Annotated in this window: 18 protein-coding genes; 10 read left to right on the forward strand and 8 right to left on the reverse strand. The window is 74.5% G+C overall.

Annotation, left to right across the window (positions count from 1 at the left end; all coding sequences use genetic code 11):
- Window positions 1-5 precede the first annotated feature (5 nt).
- The 5 genes from ACY1JF_RS03015 to ACY1JF_RS03035 are packed head-to-tail and all read left to right on the forward strand — an operon-like array spanning window position 6 to window position 5,585.
- Window positions 6-1,352, forward strand: a complete 1,347-nt coding sequence (locus tag ACY1JF_RS03015) for an O-antigen ligase family protein (protein WP_462703369.1) — start codon at window positions 6-8, stop codon at window positions 1,350-1,352.
- Window positions 1,349-3,031, forward strand: coding sequence for a lipid II flippase MurJ (locus tag ACY1JF_RS03020; RefSeq protein WP_462703370.1), 1,683 nt, complete (start codon window positions 1,349-1,351; stop codon window positions 3,029-3,031). Before ACY1JF_RS03015 ends, ACY1JF_RS03020 begins: the two co-directional genes overlap by 4 nt.
- Window positions 3,015-3,779: a polysaccharide deacetylase family protein gene (locus ACY1JF_RS03025; protein ID WP_462703371.1), complete on the forward strand. Its 765-nt coding sequence runs from the start codon at window positions 3,015-3,017 to the stop codon at window positions 3,777-3,779. The genes ACY1JF_RS03020 and ACY1JF_RS03025 overlap by 17 nt, the downstream gene beginning before the upstream one ends.
- 1 nt (window position 3,780) lies before the next feature.
- Window positions 3,781-4,932, forward strand: coding sequence for a glycosyltransferase (locus ACY1JF_RS03030; protein ID WP_462703372.1), 1,152 nt, complete (start codon window positions 3,781-3,783; stop codon window positions 4,930-4,932).
- Complete coding sequence (locus ACY1JF_RS03035; RefSeq protein ID WP_462703373.1) at window positions 4,929-5,585, forward strand: YveK family protein; 657 nt, start codon at window positions 4,929-4,931, stop codon at window positions 5,583-5,585. Before ACY1JF_RS03030 ends, ACY1JF_RS03035 begins: the two co-directional genes overlap by 4 nt.
- 77 nt (window positions 5,586-5,662) lie before the next feature.
- Here ACY1JF_RS03035 and ACY1JF_RS03040 read toward each other — a convergent pair whose 3' ends face one another.
- The gene (locus ACY1JF_RS03040) at window positions 5,663-6,934 is read right to left on the reverse strand and encodes a glycoside hydrolase family 26 protein (RefSeq protein WP_462703374.1); all 1,272 of its coding nucleotides are present in this window, start codon (window positions 6,932-6,934) and stop codon (window positions 5,663-5,665) included.
- A gap of 170 nt (window positions 6,935-7,104) precedes the next feature.
- Between ACY1JF_RS03040 and ACY1JF_RS03045 the strand changes: the two genes are divergently transcribed.
- Together ACY1JF_RS03045 and ACY1JF_RS03050 are read left to right on the forward strand one after the other, a co-directional pair.
- Window positions 7,105-8,367 carry a carboxylate--amine ligase gene (locus ACY1JF_RS03045; RefSeq protein WP_462703375.1) on the forward strand — a complete coding sequence of 421 codons (1,263 nt, stop codon included), beginning with the start codon at window positions 7,105-7,107 and terminating at the stop codon, window positions 8,365-8,367.
- Between the two features lie 2 nt (window positions 8,368-8,369).
- Window positions 8,370-9,635 carry an NAD(P)-binding domain-containing protein gene (locus ACY1JF_RS03050; protein ID WP_462703486.1) on the forward strand — a complete coding sequence of 422 codons (1,266 nt, stop codon included), beginning with the start codon at window positions 8,370-8,372 and terminating at the stop codon, window positions 9,633-9,635.
- A gap of 205 nt (window positions 9,636-9,840) precedes the next feature.
- Here the strand turns inward: ACY1JF_RS03050 and ACY1JF_RS03055 are convergent, their stop codons facing one another.
- The 7 genes from ACY1JF_RS03055 to iolC all read right to left on the reverse strand — a co-directional run bounded on the left by ACY1JF_RS03055 (window position 9,841) and on the right by iolC (window position 22,094).
- Complete coding sequence (locus ACY1JF_RS03055; RefSeq protein ID WP_462703376.1) at window positions 9,841-10,863, reverse strand: chaplin; 1,023 nt, start codon at window positions 10,861-10,863, stop codon at window positions 9,841-9,843.
- An 861-nt stretch (window positions 10,864-11,724) separates the two neighbouring features.
- Window positions 11,725-13,650, reverse strand: coding sequence for an AMP-dependent synthetase/ligase (locus ACY1JF_RS03060; RefSeq protein ID WP_462703377.1), 1,926 nt, complete (start codon window positions 13,648-13,650; stop codon window positions 11,725-11,727).
- A gap of 440 nt (window positions 13,651-14,090) precedes the next feature.
- A complete protein-coding gene (locus tag ACY1JF_RS03065; RefSeq protein WP_462703378.1) occupies window positions 14,091-14,954 on the reverse strand; it encodes an ABC transporter permease in 864 nt (287 codons plus the stop codon).
- A gap of 3 nt (window positions 14,955-14,957) precedes the next feature.
- Window positions 14,958-17,576, reverse strand: coding sequence for a CocE/NonD family hydrolase (locus ACY1JF_RS03070; protein ID WP_462703379.1), 2,619 nt, complete (start codon window positions 17,574-17,576; stop codon window positions 14,958-14,960).
- Window positions 17,577-17,724: 148 nt separating this feature from the next.
- Complete coding sequence (locus ACY1JF_RS03075) at window positions 17,725-19,164, reverse strand: APC family permease (RefSeq protein WP_462703380.1); 1,440 nt, start codon at window positions 19,162-19,164, stop codon at window positions 17,725-17,727.
- A 301-nt stretch (window positions 19,165-19,465) separates the two neighbouring features.
- Window positions 19,466-20,968 carry a CoA-acylating methylmalonate-semialdehyde dehydrogenase gene (gene mmsA, locus ACY1JF_RS03080; protein ID WP_462703381.1) on the reverse strand — a complete coding sequence of 501 codons (1,503 nt, stop codon included), beginning with the start codon at window positions 20,966-20,968 and terminating at the stop codon, window positions 19,466-19,468.
- Between the two features lie 175 nt (window positions 20,969-21,143).
- Window positions 21,144-22,094: a 5-dehydro-2-deoxygluconokinase gene (gene iolC / locus ACY1JF_RS03085; protein WP_462703382.1), complete on the reverse strand. Its 951-nt coding sequence runs from the start codon at window positions 22,092-22,094 to the stop codon at window positions 21,144-21,146.
- A 299-nt stretch (window positions 22,095-22,393) separates the two neighbouring features.
- Here iolC and ACY1JF_RS03090 point away from each other — a divergent pair, with 299 nt between their 5' ends.
- The 3 genes from ACY1JF_RS03090 to ACY1JF_RS03100 all read left to right on the forward strand — a co-directional run bounded on the left by ACY1JF_RS03090 (window position 22,394) and on the right by ACY1JF_RS03100 (window position 25,386).
- The gene (locus tag ACY1JF_RS03090; RefSeq protein WP_462703383.1) at window positions 22,394-22,594 is read left to right on the forward strand and encodes a helix-turn-helix transcriptional regulator; all 201 of its coding nucleotides are present in this window, start codon (window positions 22,394-22,396) and stop codon (window positions 22,592-22,594) included.
- A gap of 118 nt (window positions 22,595-22,712) precedes the next feature.
- On the forward strand, window positions 22,713-22,952 hold the full coding sequence (locus ACY1JF_RS03095; RefSeq protein ID WP_462703384.1) for a heavy-metal-associated domain-containing protein: 240 nt from the start codon (window positions 22,713-22,715) through the stop codon (window positions 22,950-22,952).
- Between the two features lie 130 nt (window positions 22,953-23,082).
- Complete coding sequence (locus ACY1JF_RS03100; RefSeq protein WP_462703385.1) at window positions 23,083-25,386, forward strand: heavy metal translocating P-type ATPase; 2,304 nt, start codon at window positions 23,083-23,085, stop codon at window positions 25,384-25,386.
- Window positions 25,387-25,400 lie beyond the last annotated feature (14 nt).

A 25,400-nucleotide genomic window follows, 5' to 3' on the forward strand; every position in this document is an offset into this window, starting at 1 on the left:
CCGACGTGACCCACGTCCTCGCACCGCTCCCCCGCCGGGCCGCCGCGCTCGGACCGGTCCTGCCCCTGGCCGGAGTGCTCGCCCTGCTGGCACTGCCGCCGACCGGGAGCGGCGTGGAACCCGCCGACCTGGGCTCCGGGCTGGCGGTGGGGTACTGCGTGATCCGTCTGTGGCGGGGGGGCCGGCGCCCGCTGTCGGCCACCGCCGCCCTGGTCCTGGGCCTGCCGGTCGTGGGGATCGCGCTCGCCGCCCTGGGGGCGCCCTCGCCCGCGGCCGGGCTCGTCGGCATGGGCCGCTACCTGCAGGTCTTCGTGCTGGTCCCGGCGGCCGTGCTGCTGTTGCTCCGGCACCACCGCGACTTCCGGGTCCTGGCCTGGTCGTTCGTGGTGCTCGCGCTGTACCAGGGGGCCATCGGCGTCCACCAGTACGTCACCCGGACCGGCGCCTCCTACCAGGGCGACCCCGTCCGGGCGGTCGGCACCTTCGGGGCCCAGGACGTGATGGGCATGGCGTCGGTGGTCGCCCTCGGCGTGGTGTGCGCGACCGGGATCGTGCTGGGCCGGGCCCCGGCGGCGCAGCGGGTGGCCGCCGCGGGCTGCGCGCTGGCGCTGCTGGTCCCTCTCGCGCTCTCCTTCAGCCGGGGCGCCTGGATCGCGACCGTGCTGACGTTCGCCGCGCAGTCGGCGCTGGCGGGGCTGCGGCGCGCGCTGAAGGCCGGTGCGGCCGTGGTCGCCGCGGGAGTGCTCCTCCTGATGGGCGCGTCAGGCGGCGGTGAAACGCAGCTGCGGCAGCGGATCGACAGCATCACGCAGGTCGCCGACGCGCCCGACCAGTCCGTCATCGACCGGTACGCGCTGTGGGCGTCCGCCGTCGGAATGTGGCACGAGAACCCGGTGACCGGTGTGGGCCTGAAGGGCTTTCCCGAGCACCGCGACGGGTACGCCACCCTGGCGTTGTCGTCGGGCAGTGACATCGAGGGCGCCGGAGTGGCGTTCCAGAGGCAGGCCCTGCTGTCGCCGCACAGCATGTACCTGCTGGTGCTGAGCGAGCAGGGGGTGATCGGGCTGCTCGCCCTCGCCGGGGGCTGGCTGGCGCTGCTGGTGTGCGGGGTGCGGGAGCTGCTGCGCGTCCGCCGCCGCGGACCGGGACTCGACTGCGCGCTCGTCGCCTGCGGACTGCTGGTCTGGCTGCTGACCGACTTCGTGTACGGGGACATCGGCGGTCCCTCGACCGTGCTGACCGCCATGGCCCTGGGGCTCGCGTCGTGGTGGGCGCTGGCCGAGGGCGGACGGCGGGAGGTCGTGCCGCGGGGCGGGGCACGGGGACGCGTCGAGGAGGCCGTGACCCGATGACGGTGGTGCCCTCGCAGACCCCTGGGCCCGAGGCCGGCGGAGCGGCGACCGTGCCCGCGGCGCGTGCGGCGAGCCCGGCCGGGGCCGGCCCGGCCGCGGCCTCCCGCAAGACGCTCGCCCGGGCCACGCTCGTCACGGCGTCGCTGTCCATCGCCGGCTCCCTGCTCGGCCTGGTGCGCGACCAGTCACTGGCACGGCTGTTCGGTGCCGGGAGCGACACGGACGCCTTCCTCGTCGCGTGGACCGTGCCGGAGCTGGCCGCCACGCTGCTGATCGAGGACGGGCTGGCGCTGGTGCTGGTCCCGGCGTTCAGCCTGGCGCTGGCCCGGCGCGCCCGGGGCGCCCCGGGCGACCCGGTCCGTGCCCTGGTCGCCGCCACCCTGCCCCGCCTGTGCCTCGCCCTCGCCGCGGTGGCCGCGCTGGTCGCCGGTACGGCTCCCTACCTGGTCCAGGCCCTGGCGCCCGGCCTGGCCGGCCCCGGCCTGGCCGTCGACTGCACCCGGCTCACGGCGCTCAGTCTGCTGGCCTTCGGGCTCGCCGGGTACTGCAGTGCCGCTCTGCGGGCACACCACCGTTTCCTGGCGCCCGCAGCGATCTACGTCGCTCACAACACCGGCATCATCGCCGCGATGTTCCTGCTCGGCGGCCGGTGGGGCGTACGTTCCGCGGCGGTCGGGGTCGCGGTGGGCGGCTTCCTGATGGTGGCAGTGCAACTGCCCTCTCTGTGGCGGCAGTTGACGTCACGCACCGCCGCCGGACCTGGAACCGGGACGGCGGCCGGGGAACGGCCGATGGGTCTCGTCCTGATCTCCGCCGTACTCCTGTTCGCCCTGTGCCGCCAGTCCCAGGTCCTCGTCGAACGCTTCCTCGCCTCGTCGCTGCCCGCCGGGGCCATCTCCCATCTGAACTACGCGCAGAAGGTGGCCCAGATCCCGATGACGCTGTCGTTGATGGCGTGCACGGTCACCTTCCCCGTGGTGGCGCGGGCGCTCGCGGACGGGGACACCGAGCGCGCCCGCGGCCGGGTGGAGCGGGACCTGGTGCTGGCCTCGTGCGTGGTGCTGCTGGGCATGTGCGTGGTGATCGCCTGTGCCCCGCAGATGATCGAGCTGCTCTTCCAGCGGGGTGCCTTCACCGCGGCGGACACCGTGGCGACGGCGGGCGTCATGCGCGTGTACGCCCTCGGGCTGCTGGGCCAGACCCTGGTGGGCGCCCTGGTCCGCTCGTACTTCTCGGCGGGCCGGCCCAGTTGGTATCCCGTCGGCATGATGGCCGCGGGCATCGCGGTGACCTCCTTGACCGGTGCCGCCACGGTGCGCACCTGGGGTGTGGCGGGGATCGCCGCCGCCAACGCCTTCGGCATCACCGTCACGGCCGCCCTGCTGCTCGCCGGCGTGCGAACGGCCCGGCGCGGCAGCCCCCGCGGTGTCTCGATCCGCGTCCGGCGGGTCCTGGCCGAGCTGGGCAGACCCCTGCTCGCGGCGGCAGCCGCCACCGTCACCGGGACGCTGGCCGCGAGCCAGGTCCCGTCCGCGGCGGGGGGCCTCGCGGCCGGCGCTCTGACCGCGACCGCCGTCTTCGTCCCGCTCACCTGGGCCTCCGGTGCCCGGGGTTTCCCGTCCGCAGTGCGTTCCGTACGCACCGTCACACGAAGGCTGACCCATGGCCGCTCCCATTGATTCCCTCAGGACCGCCGCACTCCCCGCCCCGCGCCCCGGCCCTCTGCCCTGGGTGGCGATGTACCACTCCGTGGGCGACTGCTCGGACGACCCGTACCGCATCACGGTCACGCCCGAACGGCTCGGCGAGCAGCTGGCCTGGCTGCGCCGCCGGGGGCTGCGGGGCGTGTCCGTGGCCGACCTGCTGGCCGCCCGCGCCCGGGGCGGGGGACGGGACCTGGTCGGGCTCACCTTCGACGACGGGTACGCCGACTTCGTCACCGCCGCCCTGCCGCTGCTGCGCCGGTGGAACCACGGCGCCACCCTCTTCGTGCTGCCAGGGCGGTTCGGCGGCGACAACGCCTGGGACCCGCTCGGCCCCCGCAAGCCGCTGCTGACCGCGGACGGCGTCCGCCAGGCGGCCGCCGAGGGCGTGGAGATCGGCTCGCACGGACTGACCCACGTCGACCTCACCCGGGTGGACGACCTCACCCTCAAGGCCGAGGTCGCCGAGAGCCGCGCGCGCCTGGCGGAGCTGACCGGCCTCCGGGCCGACGGCTTCTGCTACCCGTACGGCACGGTCGACGCTCGCGCGGTCGAGGCCGTACGGGAAGCGGGGTACGCCTACGCCTGCGCCATCGACCCCGGCCCGCTGACCGGTCCGCACGCCCTGCCCCGCGTCCACGTCGGCCAGAACGACGGGGCCTGGCGGCTGTACCTCAAGCACCGGCTGCACCGGCTGCGCCGTCGCCCCGTGGAAGGCCGGTGAGATGAGGGTCCTGCACATCATCACCGGCCTCGGCGTCGGCGGGGCCGAGCAGCAACTGCGCCTGCTGTTGCGCCATCTGCCCGTCGACTGCGAGGTCGTCACCCTCACCAACCCCGGCGCGGTCGCCGAGGGCCTCACCGCCGACGGTGTCCGCGTCGTGCATCTCGGCATGGCCGGCAACCGTGACCTGACCGCCCTGCCCCGCCTGGTCCGGCTGATCCGCGCCGGCGGGTACGACCTGGTGCACACGCACCTGTACCGGGCCTGCGTCTACGGCAGGCTGGCCGCGCGCGTCGCCGGGGTCCGCGCCGTCGTCGCCACCGAGCACTCCCTGGGCGACTCCCAGATGGAGGGCCGCGGGCTGACAGCGGGGGTACGCGCGCTGTACCTCGCCAGCGAGCGGCTCGGCTCGACGACGGTCGCCGTCTCCTCGGCGGTGGCCCGCCGCCTGATGCACTGGGGCGTGCCCGCGCCCCGCATCGAGGTCGTCCCCAACGGCATCGAGCTGGAACGCTTCCGCTTCGACCCCGAACGGCGGGCGCGCTGTCGACGACGTCTCGGCCTGCCGGAGGGGGCGTTCGTCATCGGCGGTGTCGGCCGGCTCGCCCGGGGGAAGCGGTTCGACGTCCTCATCCACGCGCTCACCCGGCTCCCGGAGAACCACTGGCTGCTGCTGGTGGGCGGCGGTCCCGAGGAACACGTCCTGCGCCGCACGGCCCACGAGGCCGGTGTGTCCGGCCGTGTCCTGTTCACCGGCGAACGCCCCTACGCCCCGGACGGCTCCCCGGGCCCCGACCTCCCCTCGCTCACCTCCGCGATGGACCTGTTCGCGTCCCCCTCCGCGGAGGAGTCCTTCGGCCTGGCGGCCGTCGAGGCGCTGGCGTCGGGGCTGCCCGTCCTGTACGCCTCCTGCCCCGCGATCGAGGACCTGCCGCCGCCGGCCACCGCCGGCGCCCGGCGGGTGCGTGGCGGCCCCGAGGCGTACGCCCGCTCGATCGCCGCGGTGCGCACGGGAGGCGCCCGGCGCAACCCGGTCCCCGAGGCCGCGCACCGCTACTGCATCACCCGCAGCACGGCCCGCCTCGTCGACGTGTACGCGGCGGCGGTCTCCCGTTCGTCATCGTCCTCCCCCCTCGGAGCGAACCCGTCATGACCCACACTCCGACCCGTCGGTTCCGGCTTTCCCCGGCTCAGGTCAGAAGGCCGCCGTCGTGGTCCGTGCTCGCGGCCGGCACCCTCGCCGGCGCCCTGTTCGGCGGCGCGTACGGCCTGTTCACTCCCGCTGACTACACGGCCACCAGCTATGTCGTCGCCGTACCCGTCGAGGGGTCCACCCCGGAGGCCGCCCGCGGTTTCGCGCAGGCGTACGGCCGCGTGGCCACACAGCTCGCGGTGCTCGGGGACGCGCAGGTGTGGGCGGGCGTGCCGGCGCGGACGCTGCGGGACAGGGTCCGCACGGCGACCTCGCCGGACGCGCCGATGGTCGCCGTCTCGGCCACCTCCTCGCGGCCCGGCCTCGCCGTCGACATGGCCAACGCGGTCTCCCGCGCGCTGACGCGCCACGCCGACCACGCCAGGGGCAGCACCCAGGTCCGGCTCGTGCAGTTCTCACGCGCGGTCGAGCCGAGCGAGCCGACGTCAGCGTCGTCGGTGGTGACCACGTCGGTGGGTGCGAGCGCGGGCGGGCTGCTGGGTGGCCTGGCCCTGCTGGTCCGACCGGGGCGGAGCGGCCGGGGCGAGGACTCCCCCGGCGCCCCCTCGGTGCCCGGTCCGGCGGTGTCCGCCGATGCGCACGGGCCGCGGTGAGGGCGGCGGGTCCGGCGGAACGCGGCGCCGGGGAGCGGGGCCTGGCCCACCCGCCGCCGGCCGGGAGGACGGGTGCGCTAGCCGGTGCGCGACCACCATCCGAAGCGCAGGCAGAGCCTCTCTCCGAGCCAGTACTCCACCCATTTGCCCAGGTCCAGCCGCGAGCACTGGTCCGGGGGCGGCGGCGTGCCGGGCTCCGTCGGTGTGGGCGTGGGGGTGGGTGTGGGCGTGGGGATGGGTGCGGGGGTCGCCTCGTCGGCGCGGCCGGAGAGGGCGGACCGGTAGACGCGGGACGAGTCCGGGTTGGACCGGCACTGCCACACGCCGTGCGGACAGTAGTCGGTCAGCGTGTTGTAGAGCGGCTTGTGCTCGTCGATCCACGCGAGCATGCGCCGCACGTAGGCGGAATTGTCGCCGTTGCGGAAGAGGCCCCACTCGGGATAGGAAATGGGTTTGCCGTGCGCCTTGGCGAAATCCACATGCGCCTGGAGCCCGTACGGCTCCTCCACCTGCTGATCGAACGACATGCCGGCCGGCTGGTCGTAGGAGTCCATACCGATGACGTCGACCGTGTCGTCCCCCGGGTAGCACTCGGTCCAGGGAACGGCGTCCCGGCCGCGGCTCGGCGTGAAGTCGAACCGGAACTCCTGGCCCGGCACCGAACGCATGACGGCGACGACCCTGTTCCAGTACTTCTTCCAGGACCCGGGGTCCGGCCCGCACCGGTGGGTGTACGTCGTGCCGTTCATCTCCCAGCCGAGCACCAGGATCGTGTCCGGCGCCTTCAGCCGGACCAACCGCTCGGCCAGGACCCGGAAGTGGTGGTCGAACTCCCCGGCCGCGCCCCGCCGCAGCAGCTGCCGGACCTCGCCGTCGGAGACGCCCTCCTCGTTGCGCTCCTGCAGGGGCACGTTCAGGACGAGCATCCGGTCGTCCTTCCCGTTGCGCCAGCGCGCCCACGGCGCGAGGAGGTGGACGTCCCCCTCGATGTCCCGCCACCGGTCGCCGGGCAGGTAGGTGTGACCGACACGGAGCTCGGCGCCGCCGAGCCAGTGGCTGAACTGCGCCATACGGGCCACACCGCGGGCATCGGAAGCGAGGAAGGCGCCGAAGGCCGGCGCCCGCGGACCCGGCACCGCGGTGGCCGCCGAGGGCGACGCCGACGGTACGGGGGCGGCCGGGGGCGAGCCGGCGGGCGCTGTCGCGGGCGGCGCCAAAGCCCGTGGATCCGCGGCTCGTACCGTCCCCGCCCCCACCGCGGGACCGGACGCCAGAGTGACCGACGCGGCGACCGCCACCACACCCGCGACCAGCCCGCGGATTCCGGTCCGCCTGAGTTGTGGAGCCATGCCCGCTCCTTCCCTTGACCCTCGTCCGACATTCCTGCCGCCATTTCACATATTGACGGACAGTCATATGAAGTCAGGCATGGAAAAGGGCATGACGCCACCGCCCGTAGGGCTTTCGAGTGCTGTGCTCACCCGTGCGAGTGAGCCGTTTCCCAAGAGAGAGAGAATTCGTGCCGCTGCTCGACACCCGCGTCCCCGCCGTACTGCTGCGGATCGACCGGAATCCTTTTCACCACGGAACGCTGGGCGCCGTGCGTTCGCTCGGCAGGGCGGGAGTGGAGGTGCATGTCGTCGCCGACTGCGCGGGAAGTCCCGTCGGCAGGTCGCGCTACGTACGTCGCCTGCATCCCGCACCCCCTCCGGGAGCCTCCGCGGACGACGTCCTCGCCGTGCTGCGCCGTGTGGCCGACGAGATCGCGTCTCCCGCCGTCCTCATCCCGCTGGACGACGCGAGCGCGATCGCCGTGGCGCGTGCGCGGGACGCGCTGGCCCCTTCCTACCTGCTGCCGGCCATGCCGGGCGCACTCGCCGAACGCGTCGCCGACAAGGCGGAACTGGCCACCGTGTGTGCCTCCGCGGACGTTCCGCACCCGGTGACGCTGGTCCCGGACAGCCCGGGGCGGGCCACCGACGCCGTGCGGCGGCTCGGAGTGCCCGTGGTGGCGAAGTGGAGCCGGCCCTGGCTGCTGCCGGCCGGCAGCGGGCTGCGCAGCACGCTGCTGGTGCGGTCCGCGCGGCAGGCCCGGGAGCTGTACCTGCGCACCGCGGAGGCGGGCAGCCCGCTGCTGCTGCAGGCGTACCTGGCGCCGGGGCCGGAGAGGGACTGGTTCTTCCACGGCTACGCCGACGGCTCGGGCACCGTGAGCGCGGGCGGAACGGGTCGCAAGGAACTGGCTTGGCCGCGCGGAGCGGGTCTGACGGCGGTGGGCCGCTGGGTACCCAACCCCCAGGTCCGGGCACTGGCCGAGCGGCTCACGGGCGAGCTGGGCTACCGGGGTGTCCTCGACCTCGACTTCCGCCGCTGCGGCAGCACGGGCCGTTACCACCTGCTCGACTTCAATCCGCGCCCCGGCGCCCAGTTCCGGCTCTTCGCGGACAGCGCGGGACTGGACGTCGTACGCGCTCTGCACCTGGACCTGACGGGCCGCCCGCTCTCCGGCGGAACCCCGTTGGCCGGACGGATGTTCGTGGTGGAGAACTACGCCCCGCTGGCCGCGCTGCGCCCGGCGCCGGGCGGCCGCGAACTGGCCTGGTACGCCCGGGACGACCGCGGTCCCGGACGGGCGGTGTGGTCCCTGTGGTGCCGTCACGTCTTTGGCCGGCTGCGGGAGCGGCTGAGCGGGAGGACGGCGGCACAGGCCCGCCCGGCGGCACCGCTGATCCCCAGGGCGTCTTCCCCCTCCCTGACCGACGACGAGAAAGCGAGCAAGTGATGATGTACGACCTTCTGGTGGTGGGCGCGGGCCCGTACGGCCTGTCGATCGCGTCCCACGCCGCGGCCGCCGGGCTGGACGTGCGCGTGCTCGGCCGGCCCATGGCTTCCTGGCGGGATCACATGCCCGGCGGCATGTTCCTGAAATCGGAGCCCTGGGCCTCCAACCTCTCCGACCCGCAGGGGCGCTGGCGCCTGGACGTCTACTGCGCGGAGCACGGACTGACGGCACGCCACGCGCAGCCGATCCCGGTCGAGGCGTTCGCGGCGTACGGCCTGTGGTTCGCGCGTCACGCCGTGCCGGCCGTGGACGAGCGCACGGTGACCCGGGTGGCGTCGGCCCCCGGGGGTTTCTCGGTGGCCACCGAGGACGGAGAGGTGCTGCACGCGCGTACGGTGGCGCTGGCGGTGGGGGTGATGCCGTTCATCGAGGTACCGCCCGCGTTGCGCGGGCTGCACCCCGCCCTGGTGACGCACAGCAGCCACCACAAGGACCTCACCCCCTTCCGCGGCAAGGACGTGACGGTGATCGGCGGTGGCCAGGCGGCCCTGGAGACCGCGGCGCTCCTCGCCGAGCAGGGCACGCGGGTGCGGGTGCTGGCGCGGGCGGAGCGGCTGCGGTGGAACGATGTGCCGCCGCCTCAGGAGCGCCCCTGGCCGCAGTCGGTCCGCTCCCCGCACAGCGGGCTCGGCCCCGGCTGGCGGAACTGGTTCTACTCCGAGCGCCCCGGCCTCTTCCGGTGCCTGCCGCGGTCGTCCCGGTCACGGATCACGGCCACGGCCCTGGGGCCCGCCGGCGCGTGGTGGGTGCGCGACCGGGTGGAGCGCGCGGTGGAGCTGCTGCCGGGCCACCAGGTCACCGCGGCCTGTGCGGTGCCGGGCGGTGTGCGGCTGGACATGGTGGACCGCGAGGACGTCGTGCGCACGCTGGAGACCGAGCACGTCATCGCCGCCACCGGGTTCCGCCCGCGCTGTGACCGGATGGGGATCCTCTCCGCCGAGCTGTGCGACACGCTGGCGGTCCTGCCCGACGGCTCCCCGGCGACCGGGCACGACTTCGAGTCCTCCCACCCCGGCCTGTTCCTCGCGGGCCTGGTGACGGCCTCCGGTTTCGGTCCGGCCATGCGTTTCGTGCACGGTGCGACGTTCACGGCGAGGACACTCGTCCGCGGGGTGCGCCGCCGGCTCAGGACGGCTCCGGCCCACGGAACGGTTCCGGTGCCGGGAGCGGGCAGCCGAAGCACGTCGCCGACGCCGGTGAGCCACTGACGGGTGGCACCGTCCGGCGCCGAGTGAGCCGGCGGCGGCCCCCGCCGCCGTCGGCACCGTCCGCCGCCGTCACCGCGGCACCGGCACAGCACTGCGCCCCCGGCCCGGCTCGGCCACCTGATGTGGTGGCTCGCGTCGGTCGGGGGCGCAGCGCCAGGAGGGGGCGGTGGGTGCCGGGCGGGTCGCGACCGGCACCCGGGGACGGCTACCGGCGGGCGGCGCGGCCGCGGCGGTACAGCACCGCCCCGCCCATGAGCAGTACGGCACCGGCGGCCGAGACCGCCAGCATGCCCTCACTGCCGGTCTCGGCCATGCGAGGCGCCTCACCGCCGGCCCGGGGCGGCGTGCCGCGGTCGGTCCGAGGAGGCGTCCCGCGGTCGGTGGAAGGCGGCGTCCCGCGGTCGGTCCCGGGCGGCGTCTTGGTGCCGCGCGCGGGAGGAGAGGCCGGCGGAGGCGTGTCGTCGGTGGTGCCGTAGCCCGGCTCGGGTGACCGGTCCACCGTGTCGGCACAGGAGTTGCCGTACCCGCGGCTGAACGCCGCGACCACACCCACGGTGTTGCCGCACACGTTCACCGGCACACCGACCGGCAGCTGCACGTTGTTCCCGGACAGCAGCCCGGAAGCGTCCTCGGTGCGCCCCACCGCGCGGGCCCCACCGGCGGAGTCACCGTACGAGGACCTGGACGACCGCTCACCGTACGAGGACTTGGACGACCGCTCACCGTACGAGACGTTGCCGCACGAGTTGCCGGACGCGGCAGTGAACGCCGCGACCACACCCACGGTGTTGCCGCACACGTTCACCGGCGCGTGGACCGGCACCTGCACGTTGTTCCCGGACAGCAGCCCGGAAGCGTCCTCGGTGCGCCCCACCGCGCGGGCCCCACCGGCGGAGTCACCGTACGAGGACCTGGACGACCGCTCACCGTACGAGGACTTGGACGACCGCTCGCCGTACGAGGACTTGGACGACCGCTCGCCGTGCGAGACGTTGCCGCACGAGTTGCCGGACGCGCCGCTGAACGCCGCGACCACACCCACGGTGTTGCCGCACACGTTCACCGGCACGTCGACCGGCACCTGCACGTTGTTCCCGGACAGCAGCCCGGAAGCGTCCTCGGTGTGTCCCACCGCGGTGGCGTCGGCGAGGACGGGGGTAGCGGACAGGGTCAGAATGCCCGTGGCGGCGGCCGCCGCGAACACTCCCCTGCTCAGGGTCTGTCGCAATGTGGTTGTCTTCCTGCTAGAAGGACTGGGAGAGCCGGCCTCGGCACGGACATCGACTTTCACGGTCGGCCCTGACACGGCCGGGAGACCGACGTGCCGGACGCCACGGAGCACCGCCCGTCGAGAAGAACACGTACGGATTCGACGGCCGCCGCTTCGGCGTCGGCGATGCCCCCTCGCTCCGGGCTCATGCCCTGCGGAACACCGCGGAACGTGAGTCGTCCGTCCGTTTCGCGTCACCGCGTGTCCGGCCTGGGTGCACAGGCGGCAATTCCCGCGGGAAGGGCCGGTACCGCGGACGGAGCAGGCGACAGTGCAAGCGCTGTGAAGGCGGCCGCCACCGGCACACCGCCGACAGGAGCTGCGGTCGCTTCGGCAGCCATTGCCGTCTGGAGCACTGCGCGTTCCCTTCTCGTGGCGTCGCATGCCCTACTGCCTCATCAACCCGACGGGACATGAATGGTTGCGGGCGTTCACCCGGTCGGCCCGCACGGCGTTCCCGGATTCCTTGGCGGACGGCGGGCGGGAGATGATCACATGAACCGCCGGATGTCGGCCGTAGGAGTGGACGTCCCACGGCGGCACGAGCCCGCGGGCGGCCGTCGCACAGGGCTCCTTCGGCCAGCCCGCACCGTCCGGACGGCCTCCCGGCCGGCGTCGTCGGCATGGACCCGGTCCGGGGCCCGGACGTCCCGGGCGACGACACCGGCCGGCGGCGCGGGAGTTCCACGCGGGCCGGGTGCGACGGCGTGCCGGCCCGCCGGCCGGCGGACGTGCCGGTCCCGCCGGCCGGCGAAGGGGGCCAGGAGCGCGCCCGGGAGGCGGGAGACGGCGTCCGCCCGGGTCCCGTCCCCTCGCGGGTCAGGGGCGAGGTGCGTACAGCGCCTCTATCTCGTGGGCGTACGCGGCCGTCGCCGCCTGCCGTCTCACCTTCAGCGACGGGGTGAGCAGCCCGTTCTCCTCGGTGAACCCGCCGTCGATCAGGCGCCAGGCGCGGATGGACTCGGCGCGGGAGACGGCCTGGTTGGCGTGGTCGACGGCGCGCTGGACGTCGGCGCGCAGCCGTTCGTCGCGCGCCAGCTCCGACAGCGGGGTGCCGGGGGGCAGCCCCCGGACCGACAGCCAGTGGGCGACGGCGTCCGGGTCCAGGGCGATCAGGGCGCCGACGTAGGGCCGGTTGTCGCCGACGACCAGGCACTGGCCGACCGGGGGACGGCTGCGCAGACGGTCCTCCAGGACGGCCGGGGAGACGTTCTTGCCGCCGGAGGTGACCAGCAGGTCCTTCTTGCGGCCGGTGATGGTGAGGTAGCCGTCGGCGTCCAGGGCGCCGAGGTCGCCGGTGGTGAACCAGCCGTCGGTGAGGGCCCGCGCGGTGGCCGCCGGGTCGCCGCGGTACCCGCCGAAGACGATGTCGCCCTTGACCTGCACCTCCCCGTCGTCGGCGACGCGGACGGCGGTGCCGGGGACCGGCCTGCCCACGGTGCCGGGGCGGGGCTCCAGGGGCGGGACGACGGTGGCGGCGGCGGTGGTCTCGGTCAGGCCGTAGCCCTCGTAGATCATGATGCCGGCGGCGTAGAAGAAGAGGTTGAGGTCGCGCTCCAGCGGGGAGCCGCCGCTGATGGCGTAGCGGGTGCGGCCGCCCAGTTCCTTGCGGACCCGGCGGTAGACCAGCAGGTCGTACAGGGCCCAGGCGGCCCACAGGCCGGGGCCGGGCCCCTTGCCCCGGCCGAGGAACCGGTCCAGGTGGGCCTCGCCGAAGCGGACGGCGACGCGGTGGGCGCGGTCGAAGGAGGCGCCGCGGCCGAGTTTCTCGGCGGTGGCGCGGCCGGTGTCGTGGATCTTCTCGAACAGGTACGGGACGCCGACCAGGAAGGTCGGGCGGAAGGACTTGAGGGCGGGGCGGAGTTCGGCCGGCTTGATGCTCGGGAAGTGGCCGATCTCGATGCGGGCCAGCAGGCAGGCGATCTGGATGGTGCGGCCCAGGATGTGGGCGAGGGGCAGGAAGAGGAGGGTGGAGGCCGCCTGGCCGGTGGCCGCCTTGAAGATCGGGTGGAGCAGTTCGACCGTGTTGGCGGCCTCGGCGTGCAGGTTGGCGTGGGTGAGGACGCAGCCCTTGGGGCGTCCGGTGGTGCCGGAGGTGTAGCAGAGGGTCGCCACCGCGTCCGGGGTCAGGGCGGTGCGGCGCTTGGTGACCTCCTCGTCGGGGACGGCGGCGCCGAGGGCGGTGAGGCCGGAAAGGGCGCCGGCGTCCAGTTCCCACACGCGCGGGGGTGCGGGGTGGTCCGCGGTGGCGGCGCGGACCGTGGCGGTGTGCTCGGCGGTCTCGGTGACCACGTGCCGGGCGCCGGAGTCGCGGACGATCCACTCGACCTGGCCGGCGGAGGAGGTGGGGTAGACGGGGACGGTCTGTCCGCCGGCCGCCCAGACCGCGAAGTCCAGCACCGTCCACTCGTAGCGGGTGCGCGCCATCACGGCGACCCGGCCGCCGGGTTCCAGGCCGCCCGCGATCAGGCCCTTGGCCACGGCGGTCACCTCACCGGCGAAGGCCGCCGCGGTCACCGGCCGCCACTCGCCGTCCACCTGGCGGCGCAGGACGACCGCGTCGGGCGCCTCGGCGGCGTTGGTGAACGGGATGTCGGCGGTGGAGCCGGTGACCGGGGGTGTCACCAGGGGCGCGGTGCGGACCTCGCGCACCGCGCCGGAGGCGTCCCTGACCAGCTCGGCCCGGGCGCGGGCGGTCAGGTCGGCGTGGCGTGCGGCCCGTTTCAGATCCTTGCGTACGCCCATGGCGGCTCCTGCTCGTGGCGGTCGCTTACTTACCGACGAGTCAACTTACTGGTGCGTAAGAAAGTCAAGAGGGCGGGCGGGTCCGGGCCGGGTCCGCTCGGGGCGGGCCGGCCGGGCCGTCGTCCCGGTCGCCTGGGCGGGTTCCCGTACGCCCCCGCCGCCGGCGCGGGTGCCGCCGCCCGCGCCTTGGTGAAGGCGCGGGCGGCCTGCTGCTGGACGGCCGACGGGCCCTCCCCGGCCACGCGGGCGCGGTCACCCGCTTCCCGGTGCGCCGGGGGCCGCGGGCGCTCGGGTCCCGGAAGTCCGGGCGCGGCGGCGCTCCGCGTCACCGGCGCGGGACGCGGTTTCGCCCCGGCATAGGAGCCGGGGCGAAACCGCGGGAACCAGGCGGCGGTGGCGCGGGGCGGGGCGGAGGGTTCGGCGCTTCCCCTGGGACACGACTAGGACACGACGTCCTTGCGGGCGAAGCCCCGGAAGGCCAGGGCGAACAGGACCAGCGCGCACGTCACCGACAGCGAGGCGCCCTGCGCCATGCGGGTGAGGTCCAGCTGCGGCTGGACGGCGTCCAGCCAGGCGTACTGCCAGTGCGCGGGCAGGAAGGAGCGCCAGTCGCCGAGGGCCGTCACCTCGTCCAGGACGTTGCCGATGATGGTCAGCCCCACCGCGCCGCCGACCGCGCCGAGCGGGGCGTCGGTCCTGGTGGAGAGCCAGAACGCCAGGGCGGCGGTGACCAGTTGGGAGACGAAGACGTACGCCACCGTCAGGGCGAGGCGGGCCGCGGCGGTGTCCGTGGGCAGGGCGGAGCCGGTGGGGAGCTGGAGCGGGCCCCAGCCGTAGGCGGCCGTGCCGACGGCGAGGGCGACCAGGGGCAGCAGCACGATCGCGGCGAGGGAGAGGGCCAGGCCCACGGTCAGCTTGGACAGCAGCAGCCGGGCGCGCGGGACGGGTGCCGCCAGCAGGTAGCGCAGGGAGGACCAACTCGCCTCCGAGGCGACCGTGTCGCCGCAGAACAGGGCGACGGGGACGACGAGGAGGAAGCCCGCGGACGCGAACAGGGTGACGGCGGCGAAGTTGGCGCCGGAGGCGGTGGCCGAGTCCATCAGGGAGACCTGGCCGGCCCGCCCTTCCGGTGCGCCGCCGACCGCGAAGGCGACCAGCAGCACGAAGGGCAGGGCGAACATGATGCCGCCCATCACCATCGTGCGGCGCCGCTTGAGCTGGCGGACCAGTTCGACCCGTACGGGCAGGGTGCGGCCCGGGCGGTAGCCCTCGGCGACCTCGGCCCGCTCCATCGGCGTGGGCATGCGTCAGTCTCCGATCAGGGTGAGGAAGGCGTCTTCGAGGCGGCGGTGCGGGCCGACCGACGCGACGGGGACGTCCAGGCGCACCAGGTCGGCGACGAGCCGGCGGGCGGTGGCGCCGGAGTCCAGGCGGACCAGCAGGCCGTCGTCGACGGGCACGGCGGAGGCCACGCCGGGCAGGGCGGCGACCTTCTCGACGGCCGGGGCGTCCAGCGGCTCCTCGGTGCCCACCAGCAGGGTGTCGCCGGAGCCGATGATCTCCCGGACCGGGCCGGCCTGGACGAGGCGGCCGTGGTCCATCACCACCAGGTGGGTGCAGGACTGCTCGACCTCGGCGAGGAGGTGGCTGGAGACGATGACCGTACGGCCGGCCGCCGCGTAGCGGATCATCACCTCGCGCATCTCGCGGATCTGCGGCGGGTCCAGGCCGTTGGTCGGCTCGTCCAGGATGAGCAGGTCCGGCAGGCCCAGCATGGCCTGGGCGATGGCCAGGCGCTGGCGCATGCCCTGGGAGTACGTGCGCACCGCGCGGGCGAGCGCCTCGCCGAGGCCGGCGATCTCCAGGGCCTCGTCCAGGTGGGCGTCCTCGGGCGGGCGGCCGGTGGCCTTCCAGTACAGCTCCAGGTTCTCCCGGCCGGTCAGGTGCGGCAGGAAGCCCGCGCCCTCGACGAACGCGCCGACCCGGGAGAGGACGGAGGCGCCGGGCGCGATGGCGTGCCCGAAGACCCGGATCTCGCCGCCGTCGGGGGTGATCAGGCCCATCAGCATGCGCAGGGTGGTGGTCTTGCCGGCGCCGTTGGGGCCGAGCAGGCCGAGGACCTGGCCCTTCTCCACGCGGAAGGAGAGGTCGCGGACCGCGTACCGGTCGCTGTTCCTGGCGTACTTCTTGGTCAGGTCCGTGATCTGGAGGGGGACCTCGGCGAGGGCGGGGTCGGGCGGCGGGGCGGTGGTGCGGCGGCGGGCGGTCAGCAGCAGTCCGGCGGCGACGGCCGCGCCGGCGAGCGGCGCCCACCAGACCCAGGCGGGCAGCCCGGCCGCCTGGCCGGTGGCGCCGAGGGGGGCCGGCACCTTCAGGGCGCTCTTGACGGAGACCGTGTACGTCGCGGGGGACGCCGGGGAGGCGTAGCCGAGGTCGGTGGAGGAGAGGACGAGGCGGAGGCGGTGGCCGTCCTGAAGGTCGTGGTCGATGGCCGGGAGGGTGACCGTGACGTCCTCGCCGTCCTCGGCCTTCAGCGGTGTGACCAGTTGGGAGGGGAGGACCTGTGAGCCGCCGCCGGGGGCGACGTCGTACAGCTTGGCGAAGAGGACGGCCTCGTCGGAGGTGGACTCCACGTGGACCGTGACGGTGGGCGAGCCGGTGATCTGGAGGCCGCCGCGCACCGGCCGCGACTCGAACGCCGCGTACTGGCCGGGGAAGTCCAGGGAGACGCCGATGCCGAGGGAGGAGAGCTGGGAGAGGCCGCCAAAGGCGCCGAGGCCGGGCAGGGCGGAGACGGAGGACGGGCTGGCGCCGGCCGGGTTCTCGAAGGACTGCTCGCGGCCGGAGAGTTCGATGGCGCGCTGGTCGGCGGTCAGGCCGGGGTAGCTGTCGGAGCCGGCGCCGCTGAGGCGGGGTTCGCCGTCGCCGCTGCCGGTGCCGAGGGTGCGGGTGACCCGGAAGGCGGGGCCGGTGGCGGCGCTCCCGTCGTCCTTCAGGTAGCGGTCGAACCACGCCTTCGTACGGGTCTGGAGGCGGTCGCCCTCCAGGTCGCCGCCGTCGTGTCCGCCGGAGATCCAGTCGACGTCGACGGGGGCGCCGTTCGCCTTGATCGCCTTGGCGGCGGCGTCGGCCTGGCCGAGCGGGAAGAGCGAGTCGGTCTGGCCCTGCATCAACAGGGTCGGCACGTCGATGCGGTCGCCGACCGCCTGCGGGCTGCGCTCTTCGAGGAGCTTCTGGGCGGCGGCGTCGGGCTGTCCGGACTCGGCGACGCGCTCGTACATCGCGCAGAGGGTGTCCTCGAAACGGGCGCAGCCACCGCCGGTGTTGACGAAGACGCCGGCCCACAGCTTCTTGAAGACGCCGTCCGGGAAGAGGGCGTCGGCGAGGTTCCAGTAGGTGATGGAGGGCGCGATGGCGTCGACGCGGTCGTCGTGCCCGGCGGTCAGCAGGGCGATCGCGCCGCCGTAGGAGGCGCCGGCCATGCCGACGCGGGGGTCGCCCGCCTCGTCCAGCTGGACCTGGGGCTGCTTCGCCAGCCAGTCGATGAGCCGGGAGACGTCGGCGACCTCGGCGTCGGGGGCGTTCAGGGCGATCTTCCCGGTGGACTCGCCGAAGCCGCGGGCGGACCAGGTGAGGACCGCGTAGCCGTCGGCGGCCAGCTCCTCGGCCTGGGCGCGTACGTCGTCCTTGGAACCGCCGAAGCCGTGGCCGAGGAGGACGGCGGGGCGGTCGCCGTCGCCGGCGGTGGTGAAGTACGAGGTGTCGATGCGGACGCCGGGGGCGGTGGTGAGGGTTCTGTCGGCGCGGGTCACCCGCGGGGGGTCGTCGTCGGCCGCGGCGGCCCAGGTGCCGACGCCCGCGGCGGCCAGCACGGTGACGGCTGTGACGGCCAGCCATCGGCGGGGTCCGTGCAGTCGAAGATCCATGCGGTAACCGTACGGGGTCCACCTGTCGGAATGTTATCGACCGGGGGGTGAGAAAAGCCCCCTCCGCTGGAGGTACGCGCAGGGGGTGGGTACCGCGGGTGGGGTACCGCGGGTGGGGCAGGCGGGTGCGGGGCGCGTCGCGTCGTGGCTAGTCGCGCGGTTCCCCGCTCCCCTGGACGCCCGTCTCCGCGTCCTCGGGGATGGAAACCAGCCAGCGGGTCTCGCGTCGCGGGCGCAGGTAGCAGGCCCAGTAGAGGGTTGCCGCCGCCGCGGTGCCGCCCGTCCACAGGAGGTACTCCGTCTCCTGCTGGGTCAGGATGTACGCCAGGACGACGATCAGCAGGACCGGGACCGCCGGCCACAGGGGCATGCGCCAGGCGGCGGTGTGGCGGTGGTCGCCGCGGCGGGACAGCAGGGCGGCGATCGCGACCAGCAGGTACATGCCGGTGACGGACACGCCGGTGACGCCGTACAGGGTGTCCAGGTCGACGAAGCACAGGGCCGCGCCGGGGATGCCGACGGCGAGGGTGGCGACCCAGGGGGAGCCGAAGCGGCCGAGCTTGGTGAAGACGGCGTTGACCGGGCCGGGCCACGCCTTGTCGCGGGCGGAGGCGAACAGGACGCGGGAGTTCTGGATGACCATCACGATGCCGGCGTTGATGATCGCGAGGGCGACGCAGAGGCTGACGAAGGTGCCGGTGGCGGAGTTGGACCAGGCGGTGACCATGGCGCCGAGGTCGCCGCCGGTCAGCTCGGCCAGGTCGGCGGCGCCCAGGGTGACGGCGACGACCGGGACCAGGATGATCGCGGTGGAGATGGCGAGGGTGGCCAGGACCGTACGGGCGACGTTGCGGCGCGGGTCCTCCAGTTCCTCGGAGAGGTAGACGGCCGTGGAGAAGCCCTGGGTGATGAAGAGGGCGATGGCCAGCCCCGAGACGACCAGCATGGCGGTGACGGGGCCGGCGTGGCCGTCCGCGCCGGCCACCTCCATCGAGGCGAGGCTGCCGGGGCCGCGCTCGGCGTGGGCGAAGCCCAGCACCGCGACCAGGGCCGCCGCGATGACCTCCAGGACCAGGAAGACGCCGGTGATCCAGGCGTTGGCGCGCAGGTCGAGCAGGCCGGCCAGGGTGGCGAGCAGCATGACGCCGGCGCCCGCGGCCGACGGGTCGAGGTCGACGAGCGGGGCGAGGTAGTCGGCGGTGCCCATCGCGATGACCGGCGGCACGATCATGACGACCAGCAGGGAGAGGACGAACACCAGCCAGCCGGCCAGCCGGCCGGCCATCGTCGAGACCATGGCGTACTCGCCGCCCGCGCTGGGGACGAGGGTGCCCAGCTCCGAGTAGCAGAACGCCACGGCGACACAGAGCAGCGAGCCGACGGCGATGGTGAGGGCGGTGGCGGTGCCCAGGGAGCCGAACAGGTCGGGGACGACGACGAAGAGGGTGGAGGCGGGGGTCACGCAGGAGAGCGTCAGCAGGGTGCCGCCGACGACGCCTATGGAACGCTTCAGGGTCCGGGGGCCGCCGGTGCCGGCGTCCGGCGCCGGGGGGACGAGGGGTTCGGCAGGGCGGAGCGTGTCGGTCATGCGGCGGTCCGATCGACTCGTGCGGCAGAGGGTGACGGACGGGAGCGCTATCGCCTCCGGCGGCTCAGGCGGTACTGGTACTCCTCGTGGTCCGCTCCCGGTTGCGCAGCATTAACCCCGACGAAAAGCGTGCCGTCAATGGGTGATCACCTACGGAATCCGCAGCTCATGGGGGCACAGGATGGCCATCAGGACACAACAGGGCCGTGGGGAGCGCGCATTGCCGTACTGCGGGAACCGCAGCGGCCGGGCGTAAAAAAACGGGCCCGTCCGCGGTGCGGACGGACCCCGGGGCGCGCTGTCAGTGGTGGCGCGGGAAGCCCAGGTCGACGCCGGAGGGGGCCTCGGAGGGGTCCGGCCAGCGGGTGGTGACGACCTTGCCGCGGGTGTAGAAGTGGGTGCCGTCGTTGCCGTAGACGTGGTGGTCGCCGAAGAGGGAGTCCTTCCAGCCGCCGAAGGAGTGGTAACCGACGGGGACCGGGATCGGCACGTTGACGCCGACCATGCCGGCCTCCACCTCCAGCTGGAAGCGGCGGGCGGCGCCGCCGTCCCGGGTGAAGATCGCGCTGCCGTTGCCGAACGGGGAGGCGTTGATGAGGGCGAGGCCCTCCTCGTACGTCTCGGCGCGCAGGACGCACAGCACCGGGCCGAAGATCTCGTCCCGGTACGCCTTCGCCGAGGTGGGCACCTTGTCGAGCAGGGAGATGCCGATCCAGTGGCCGTCCTCGTGGCCGTCGACGGTGAAGCCGGTGCCGTCGAGGACGACCTCGCAGCCCTCGGCCGCCGCGCCCGCCACGTAGGAGGCGACCTTGTCGCGGTGGGCCCTGGTGATGAGCGGGCCCATCTCGCTGGCCGGGTCGTCGCCGGGGCCGATCTCGATCTTCTCGGCGCGTTCGCGGATCTTGTCGACGAGTACGTCGCCGGCGGCGCCGACGGCGACGACCGCGGAGACGGCCATGCAACGCTCGCCGGCGGAGCCGTAGGCGGCGCTCACCGCCGCGTCGGCCGCCGCGTCCAGGTCGGCGTCGGGCAGCACGAGCATGTGGTTCTTGGCGCCGCCGAGCGCCTGCACGCGCTTGCCGTGGGCGGAGGCGGTGGCGTGGACGTGGCGGGCGATGGGCGTCGAGCCGACGAACGACACCGCCTTGACGTCGGGGTGCTCCAGCAGCCGGTCGACGGCCGTGCGGTCGCCGTGGACGACGTTGAGGACGCCGTCGGGCAGGCCGGCCTCGGTGAGCAGCTCGGCGAGCCTGAGCGAGGCCGAGGGGTCCTTCTCGCTCGGCTTGAGCACGAAGGTGTTGCCGCAGGCGATGGCGAGGGGGAACATCCACATCGGCACCATCGCCGGGAAGTTGAACGGCGTGATGCCCGCGACCACGCCCAGCGGCTGCCGGATGGCGGCCACGTCGACGCGGGTGGCGACCTGGGTGGACAGCTCGCCCTTCAGCTGCACGGTGATGCCGCAGGCCAGGTCGACGACCTCCAGGCCGCGGGCGACCTCGCCGAGGGCGTCGGAGCGCACCTTGCCGTGCTCGGCGGTGATCAGCTCGGCCAGTTCGTCGCGGTGGGCGTCCAGCAGGGCGCGGAAGCGGAAGAGGATCTCCGTGCGCCGGGCGAGCGAGGACTGTCCCCAGGTCGCGTACGCCTCCCGGGCGGCGGCGACGGCGGCGTCCACCTCCTCGGCCGAGGCGAAGGCGACGTGGGCGGTGACCGCGCCGGTGGCCGGGTTCGTCACCGGTCCAAACCTGCCGGAGGTGCCTTCGACGGTCCTGCCGCCGATCCAGTGGTTGACGATGTCCGTCATGGCAGTGAACTCCTTCGCGGACCAGGGGCCGGGGTCAGGGGGTCGGTACGGAGGACATCCCATCAGGCGGGGACCCGGCGCCGGGCCCGACACAGTGTCTGCGGTTGCGGACCTGGCGTAGACAGGTGCGGGGGTGCCGCCGCGCCGGGGGCGCTCCCGGGCCGGCGCGGCCCGGTCACCGCACGGCCCCCGCCGCGAGCGCCGCCGCCACCTCGTCGGCGGTCGGCATGGCGGAGGAGCACTCCAGGCGGGAGGCGACGAGGGCGCCGGCGGCGTTGGCGTACCGCATGGTCCGCTCCAGCTCCCAGCCGGCCAGCAGACCGTGGCAGAGGGAGCCGCCGAAGGCGTCGCCCGCGCCGAGGCCGTTGAGGACGTCGACCGGCAGCGGCGGGACCCGGACGGCGGCGCCCCGGTCGTCGACGGCGAGGACGCCCTCGGGGCCCTGTTTGACGACCGCGAGCCGCACGCCCGCGTCGAGGAGGACGCGGGCGGCGGCGCGCGGTTCGCGCAGGCCGGTGGCGACCTCCACCTCGTCGAGGTTGCCGACGGCGACGGTGGTGTGCCGCAGGGCCTCCCGGTAGAAGGGGCGGGCCGCGTCCGGCGCGTCCCAGAACATGGGGCGCCAGTCCAGGTCGAAGACGGTCGTGCCGGTCCCGGCGCGGTGCGCGAGGGCGGCGAGGGTCGCCGTGCGGCTGGGCTCCGCGCACAGGCCGGTGCCGGTGACCCAGAGGATCCGGGCGGCGCGCACGGCGTCCAGGTCGAGGCCGTCGGCGTCCAGCTCCAGGTCGGGGGCCTTGGGCTGCCGGTAGAAGTAGAGCGGGAAGTGGTCCGGCGGGAAGACCTCGCAGAAGGTGACGGGGGTGGGCAGTCCGGGCACCGGGGTGACCCAGCGGTCGTCGACGCCGAAGTCGCGCAGGGCCTGGTGGAGGTAGGCGCCGAAGGGGTCGTCGCCGGTGCGGGTGATCACCGCCGTACGGCGGCCGAGGCGGGCGGCGGCGACCGCCACGTTGGCGGCCGAGCCGCCGAGGAACTTCCCGAAGGACGTGACCCGCGCCAGCGGGACGCCCGTCTGCAACGGGTAGAGGTCGACCCCGATCCGTCCCATGGTGATCACGTCGTACGCCATACGCGGCCCCTCGGTGTCGGTCGGTCCCGGCCCTGCCGTACCCGAACCCTTCCCTCGGTGTCAACGCGCCACGCCCGCCGTACGGCGCACCGCCGTGCGGCACTTCTGTCACGAACGCCCCGGCCGTGTCACGGCTGTCGCGGGTCCGCCGGTCCTCCGTCACAGCCGCGCACGGTCCCCGTCCGCCGGTCACGCGGAGTCGTTGACCGGTCACAGCTCCCGACGATCGCCAGCGCGGCGCCCGGTTCCCCGACGGCCGTTCCCGGCCGCCCCGTGGCGCGCGCGGGGAGGCGCGACACATGACCGACCGAACCCTCTGGTCCTACAAGGACATCGCGGCCCACATCCGGGTGCAGCCGGACACCGTGCGGTCGTACCGCAAGCACGGCCTGCTGCCCCCGCCCGACCACGTCGAGGACGGCAAGCCCTACTGGTACGCCGACACGGTGCGCGCGTGGGTGGCGTCCCGGCCGGGCAGAGGGGGACGCCGCAAGCACTGACCCCGGACGGCCGGCTCCCGGTACCCCACACCCGTACCCCCTAGGGGTATGCTGGAGAGTGAGTGATCCCACCACGGGTCACGGGTACCCCACCCACACACCCCGACGAGGAGTAGACATGACCGCCCCTACCGGCACCTCGGATTCCGTCACCACCGTCTACAAGGTGAGCGGGATGAGCTGCGGACACTGCGAGGGCGCCGTCGCCGGCGAGATCGGCGGGATCCCCGGTGTCCGTTCCGTGAAGGCCGTCGCCTCCACCGGCGAGGTCACCGTCACCTCAAAGACGCCGCTGGACGAGGAGGCGGTGCGCGCCGCCGTGGACGAGGCGGGCTTCGAGCTGGCCGGCCGCGCCTGAGCGGCCCGGCCCGCCCCTCGCCCGCACGCCGCCCGCACGCGCGCCGCCGCGCGCTCGCGCACTGGACAACCCCACCCCCTCGCGGCCGGGCCGCGTCGCGTGCGCCCGGTCGGCCGTCTGGAGCCGGAGCATGACCACCACCGCCCGCACCCCGTCCGCGCCGCCCCCGTCCGCGCCGCCCCCGTCCGCGCCGTCCCCGGTGGACGACGCGGACGGCCGCTCGCGGACCGAACTGCGCATCGGGGGCATGACCTGTGCCTCCTGCGCGGCCCGCGTCGAGAAGAAGCTCAACCGCATGGACGGCGTCACCGCCACGGTGAACTACGCGACCGGCAAGGCCCTGGTCTCCCACCCGCCGGGCACGCGGATCGCCGACCTGGTCGCCACCGTGGAGCGCACCGGGTACACGGCGGAGGAACCGCCCCCGCCCGCACCCGAGCCCGAGCCCGCCGCCGGCACGGCGGCCCGGCCGGCCGAGCACGACCCGGAGCTGTCGGAGCTGGGCCGCCGGCTGGCCGTCTCCGCGCTGCTCGCCCTGCCCGTCGTGCTGCTGGCCATGATCCCGGCCGCGCAGTTCGACAACTGGCAGTGGCTCTCGCTCACCCTGGCCGCGCCCGTCGTCGTCTGGGGCGGCCTCCCCTTCCACCGCGCCACCTGGACCAACCTGCGCCACGGCGCCGCCACCATGGACACCCTGGTGACGCTCGGCACCCTCGCGGCGTTCGGCTGGTCGCTGTGGGCGCTGTTCCTCGGTGACGCCGGCATGCCGGGCATGCGCCACCCCTTCGAGCTGACCGTCTCCCCCGCCGACGGCTCCTCGGCGATCTACCTGGAGGTGGCCGCCGGCGTCACCGCCTTCCTCCTGCTCGGCCGCTACCTGGAGGCCCGCTCCAAGCGGCGCGCGGGCGCCGCGCTGAAGGCCCTGATGGAGCTGGGCGCCAAGGACGTGACCGTGCTGCGCGACGGCCGCGAGGTGCGCGTCCCGGCGGACCGGCTGGCGGTCGGCGACCTGTTCGTCGTACGCCCCGGCGAGAAGATCGCCACCGACGGCACGGTCGTCGAGGGCACCTCGGCGGTGGACGCCTCACTGCTGACCGGCGAGTCCCTGCCGGTGGACGTCGCGCCCGGGGACACCGTCACCGGCGCCACGGTCAACGCCGGCGGCCGGCTGGTGGTGGAGGCCACCCGGATCGGCGCCGGCACCCGGCTCGCCCGCATGGCCCGCATGGTGGAGGACGCCCAGAACGGCAAGGCCCGCGTCCAGCGCCTCGCCGACCGCGTCTCCGGGATATTCGTCCCGGTGGTGCTGCTGATCGCGGCGGGCACCTTCGGGGTCTGGCTGGGCACCACCGGCGACACGGTGGCCGCGTTCACCGCGGCCGTCGCGGTCCTGATCATCGCCTGCCCCTGCGCGCTGGGCCTGGCCACCCCCACCGCCCTCCTGGTCGGCACCGGGCGCGGCGCCCAGCTCGGCATCCTCATCAAGGGCCCCGAGGTCCTGGAGTCCACCCGTCGCGTCGACACCGTCGTCCTCGACAAGACCGGCACCGTCACCACCGGCCGCATGACCCTGCACACGGTGTACGCCGCCCGGGGCACCGACGAGCGCGAGCTGCTGCGCCTGGCCGGTGCCGTCGAGCACGCCTCGGAGCACCCCGTCGGCCGGGCCGTCGCCGCCGGCGCCGAAGAGCGCGTCGGCGCGCTCCCCCCGGTCGAGGAGTTCGCGAACGTGCCCGGACGGGGCGTGCGCGGGCGCGTGGAGGGCCGCGAGGTCTCCGTGGGGCGCCTCTTCGAGCGGGTCCCGGAGGAGATCGCGGAAGCCGCCGGGGCGGCCGAGCGGGCCGGACGTACGGCCGTCCTGGTCGGCTGGGACGGCACGGCGCGCGGGATGGTCGCCGTGGCCGACGCGGTGAAGGACACCAGCGCCGAAGCGGTGGCCCGGCTGCGCGCGCTCGGTCTGCGCCCCGTCCTGCTCACCGGCGACAACCGTGCCGTCGCCGAGTCCGTCGCCCGCGAGGTCGGCATCGACGAGGTGATCGCCGAGGTGCTGCCCGAGGACAAGGTCGCCGTCGTCGAACGCCTCCGTGCCGAGGGCCGTACGGTCGCCATGGTCGGCGACGGGGTCAACGACGCCGCCGCGCTCGCCACCGCCGACCTCGGCCTGGCGATGGGGACCGGCACCGACGCCGCCATCGAGGCGAGCGACCTGACCCTGGTCCGGGGTGACCTGCGGGTCGCCGCCGACGCCATCCGGCTCTCCCGCCGCACCCTCGCGACGATCAAGGGAAACCTCGTGTGGGCCTTCGGCTACAACGTCGCCGCCCTCCCCCTGGCCGCCGCCGGACTGCTCAACCCGATGATCGCGGGGGCGGCGATGGCCTTCTCCTCCGTCTTCGTCGTCACCAACAGCCTCCGGCTGCGCACATTTCACTGAGGTCTCGAACCACC

Source organism: Streptomyces sp. SYSU D01066-1 (assembly GCF_054956795.1).

What these genes read in the sequence shown, in the direction of transcription:
- ACY1JF_RS03065 (WP_462703378.1), bottom strand. Translation starts at nt 14,954, where the DNA reads ATGCCCACGCCGATGGAGCGGGCCGAGGTCGCCGAGGGCTACCGCCCG.
- ACY1JF_RS03100 (WP_462703385.1), top strand. Translation starts at nt 23,083, where the DNA reads ATGACCACCACCGCCCGCACCCCGTCCGCGCCGCCCCCGTCCGCGCCG.
- ACY1JF_RS03035 (WP_462703373.1), top strand. Translation starts at nt 4,929, where the DNA reads ATGACCCACACTCCGACCCGTCGGTTCCGGCTTTCCCCGGCTCAGGTC.
- ACY1JF_RS03040 (WP_462703374.1), bottom strand. Translation starts at nt 6,934, where the DNA reads ATGGCTCCACAACTCAGGCGGACCGGAATCCGCGGGCTGGTCGCGGGT.
- ACY1JF_RS03030 (WP_462703372.1), top strand. Translation starts at nt 3,781, where the DNA reads ATGAGGGTCCTGCACATCATCACCGGCCTCGGCGTCGGCGGGGCCGAG.
- ACY1JF_RS03025 (WP_462703371.1), top strand. Translation starts at nt 3,015, where the DNA reads ATGGCCGCTCCCATTGATTCCCTCAGGACCGCCGCACTCCCCGCCCCG.
- ACY1JF_RS03075 (WP_462703380.1), bottom strand. Translation starts at nt 19,164, where the DNA reads ATGACCGACACGCTCCGCCCTGCCGAACCCCTCGTCCCCCCGGCGCCG.
- ACY1JF_RS03050 (WP_462703486.1), top strand. Translation starts at nt 8,370, where the DNA reads ATGTACGACCTTCTGGTGGTGGGCGCGGGCCCGTACGGCCTGTCGATC.
- ACY1JF_RS03090 (WP_462703383.1), top strand. Translation starts at nt 22,394, where the DNA reads ATGACCGACCGAACCCTCTGGTCCTACAAGGACATCGCGGCCCACATC.
- ACY1JF_RS03070 (WP_462703379.1), bottom strand. Translation starts at nt 17,576, where the DNA reads ATGGATCTTCGACTGCACGGACCCCGCCGATGGCTGGCCGTCACAGCC.
- ACY1JF_RS03095 (WP_462703384.1), top strand. Translation starts at nt 22,713, where the DNA reads ATGACCGCCCCTACCGGCACCTCGGATTCCGTCACCACCGTCTACAAG.
- ACY1JF_RS03060 (WP_462703377.1), bottom strand. Translation starts at nt 13,650, where the DNA reads ATGGGCGTACGCAAGGATCTGAAACGGGCCGCACGCCACGCCGACCTG.
- ACY1JF_RS03020 (WP_462703370.1), top strand. Translation starts at nt 1,349, where the DNA reads ATGACGGTGGTGCCCTCGCAGACCCCTGGGCCCGAGGCCGGCGGAGCG.
- iolC (WP_462703382.1), bottom strand. Translation starts at nt 22,094, where the DNA reads ATGGCGTACGACGTGATCACCATGGGACGGATCGGGGTCGACCTCTAC.
- mmsA (WP_462703381.1), bottom strand. Translation starts at nt 20,968, where the DNA reads ATGACGGACATCGTCAACCACTGGATCGGCGGCAGGACCGTCGAAGGC.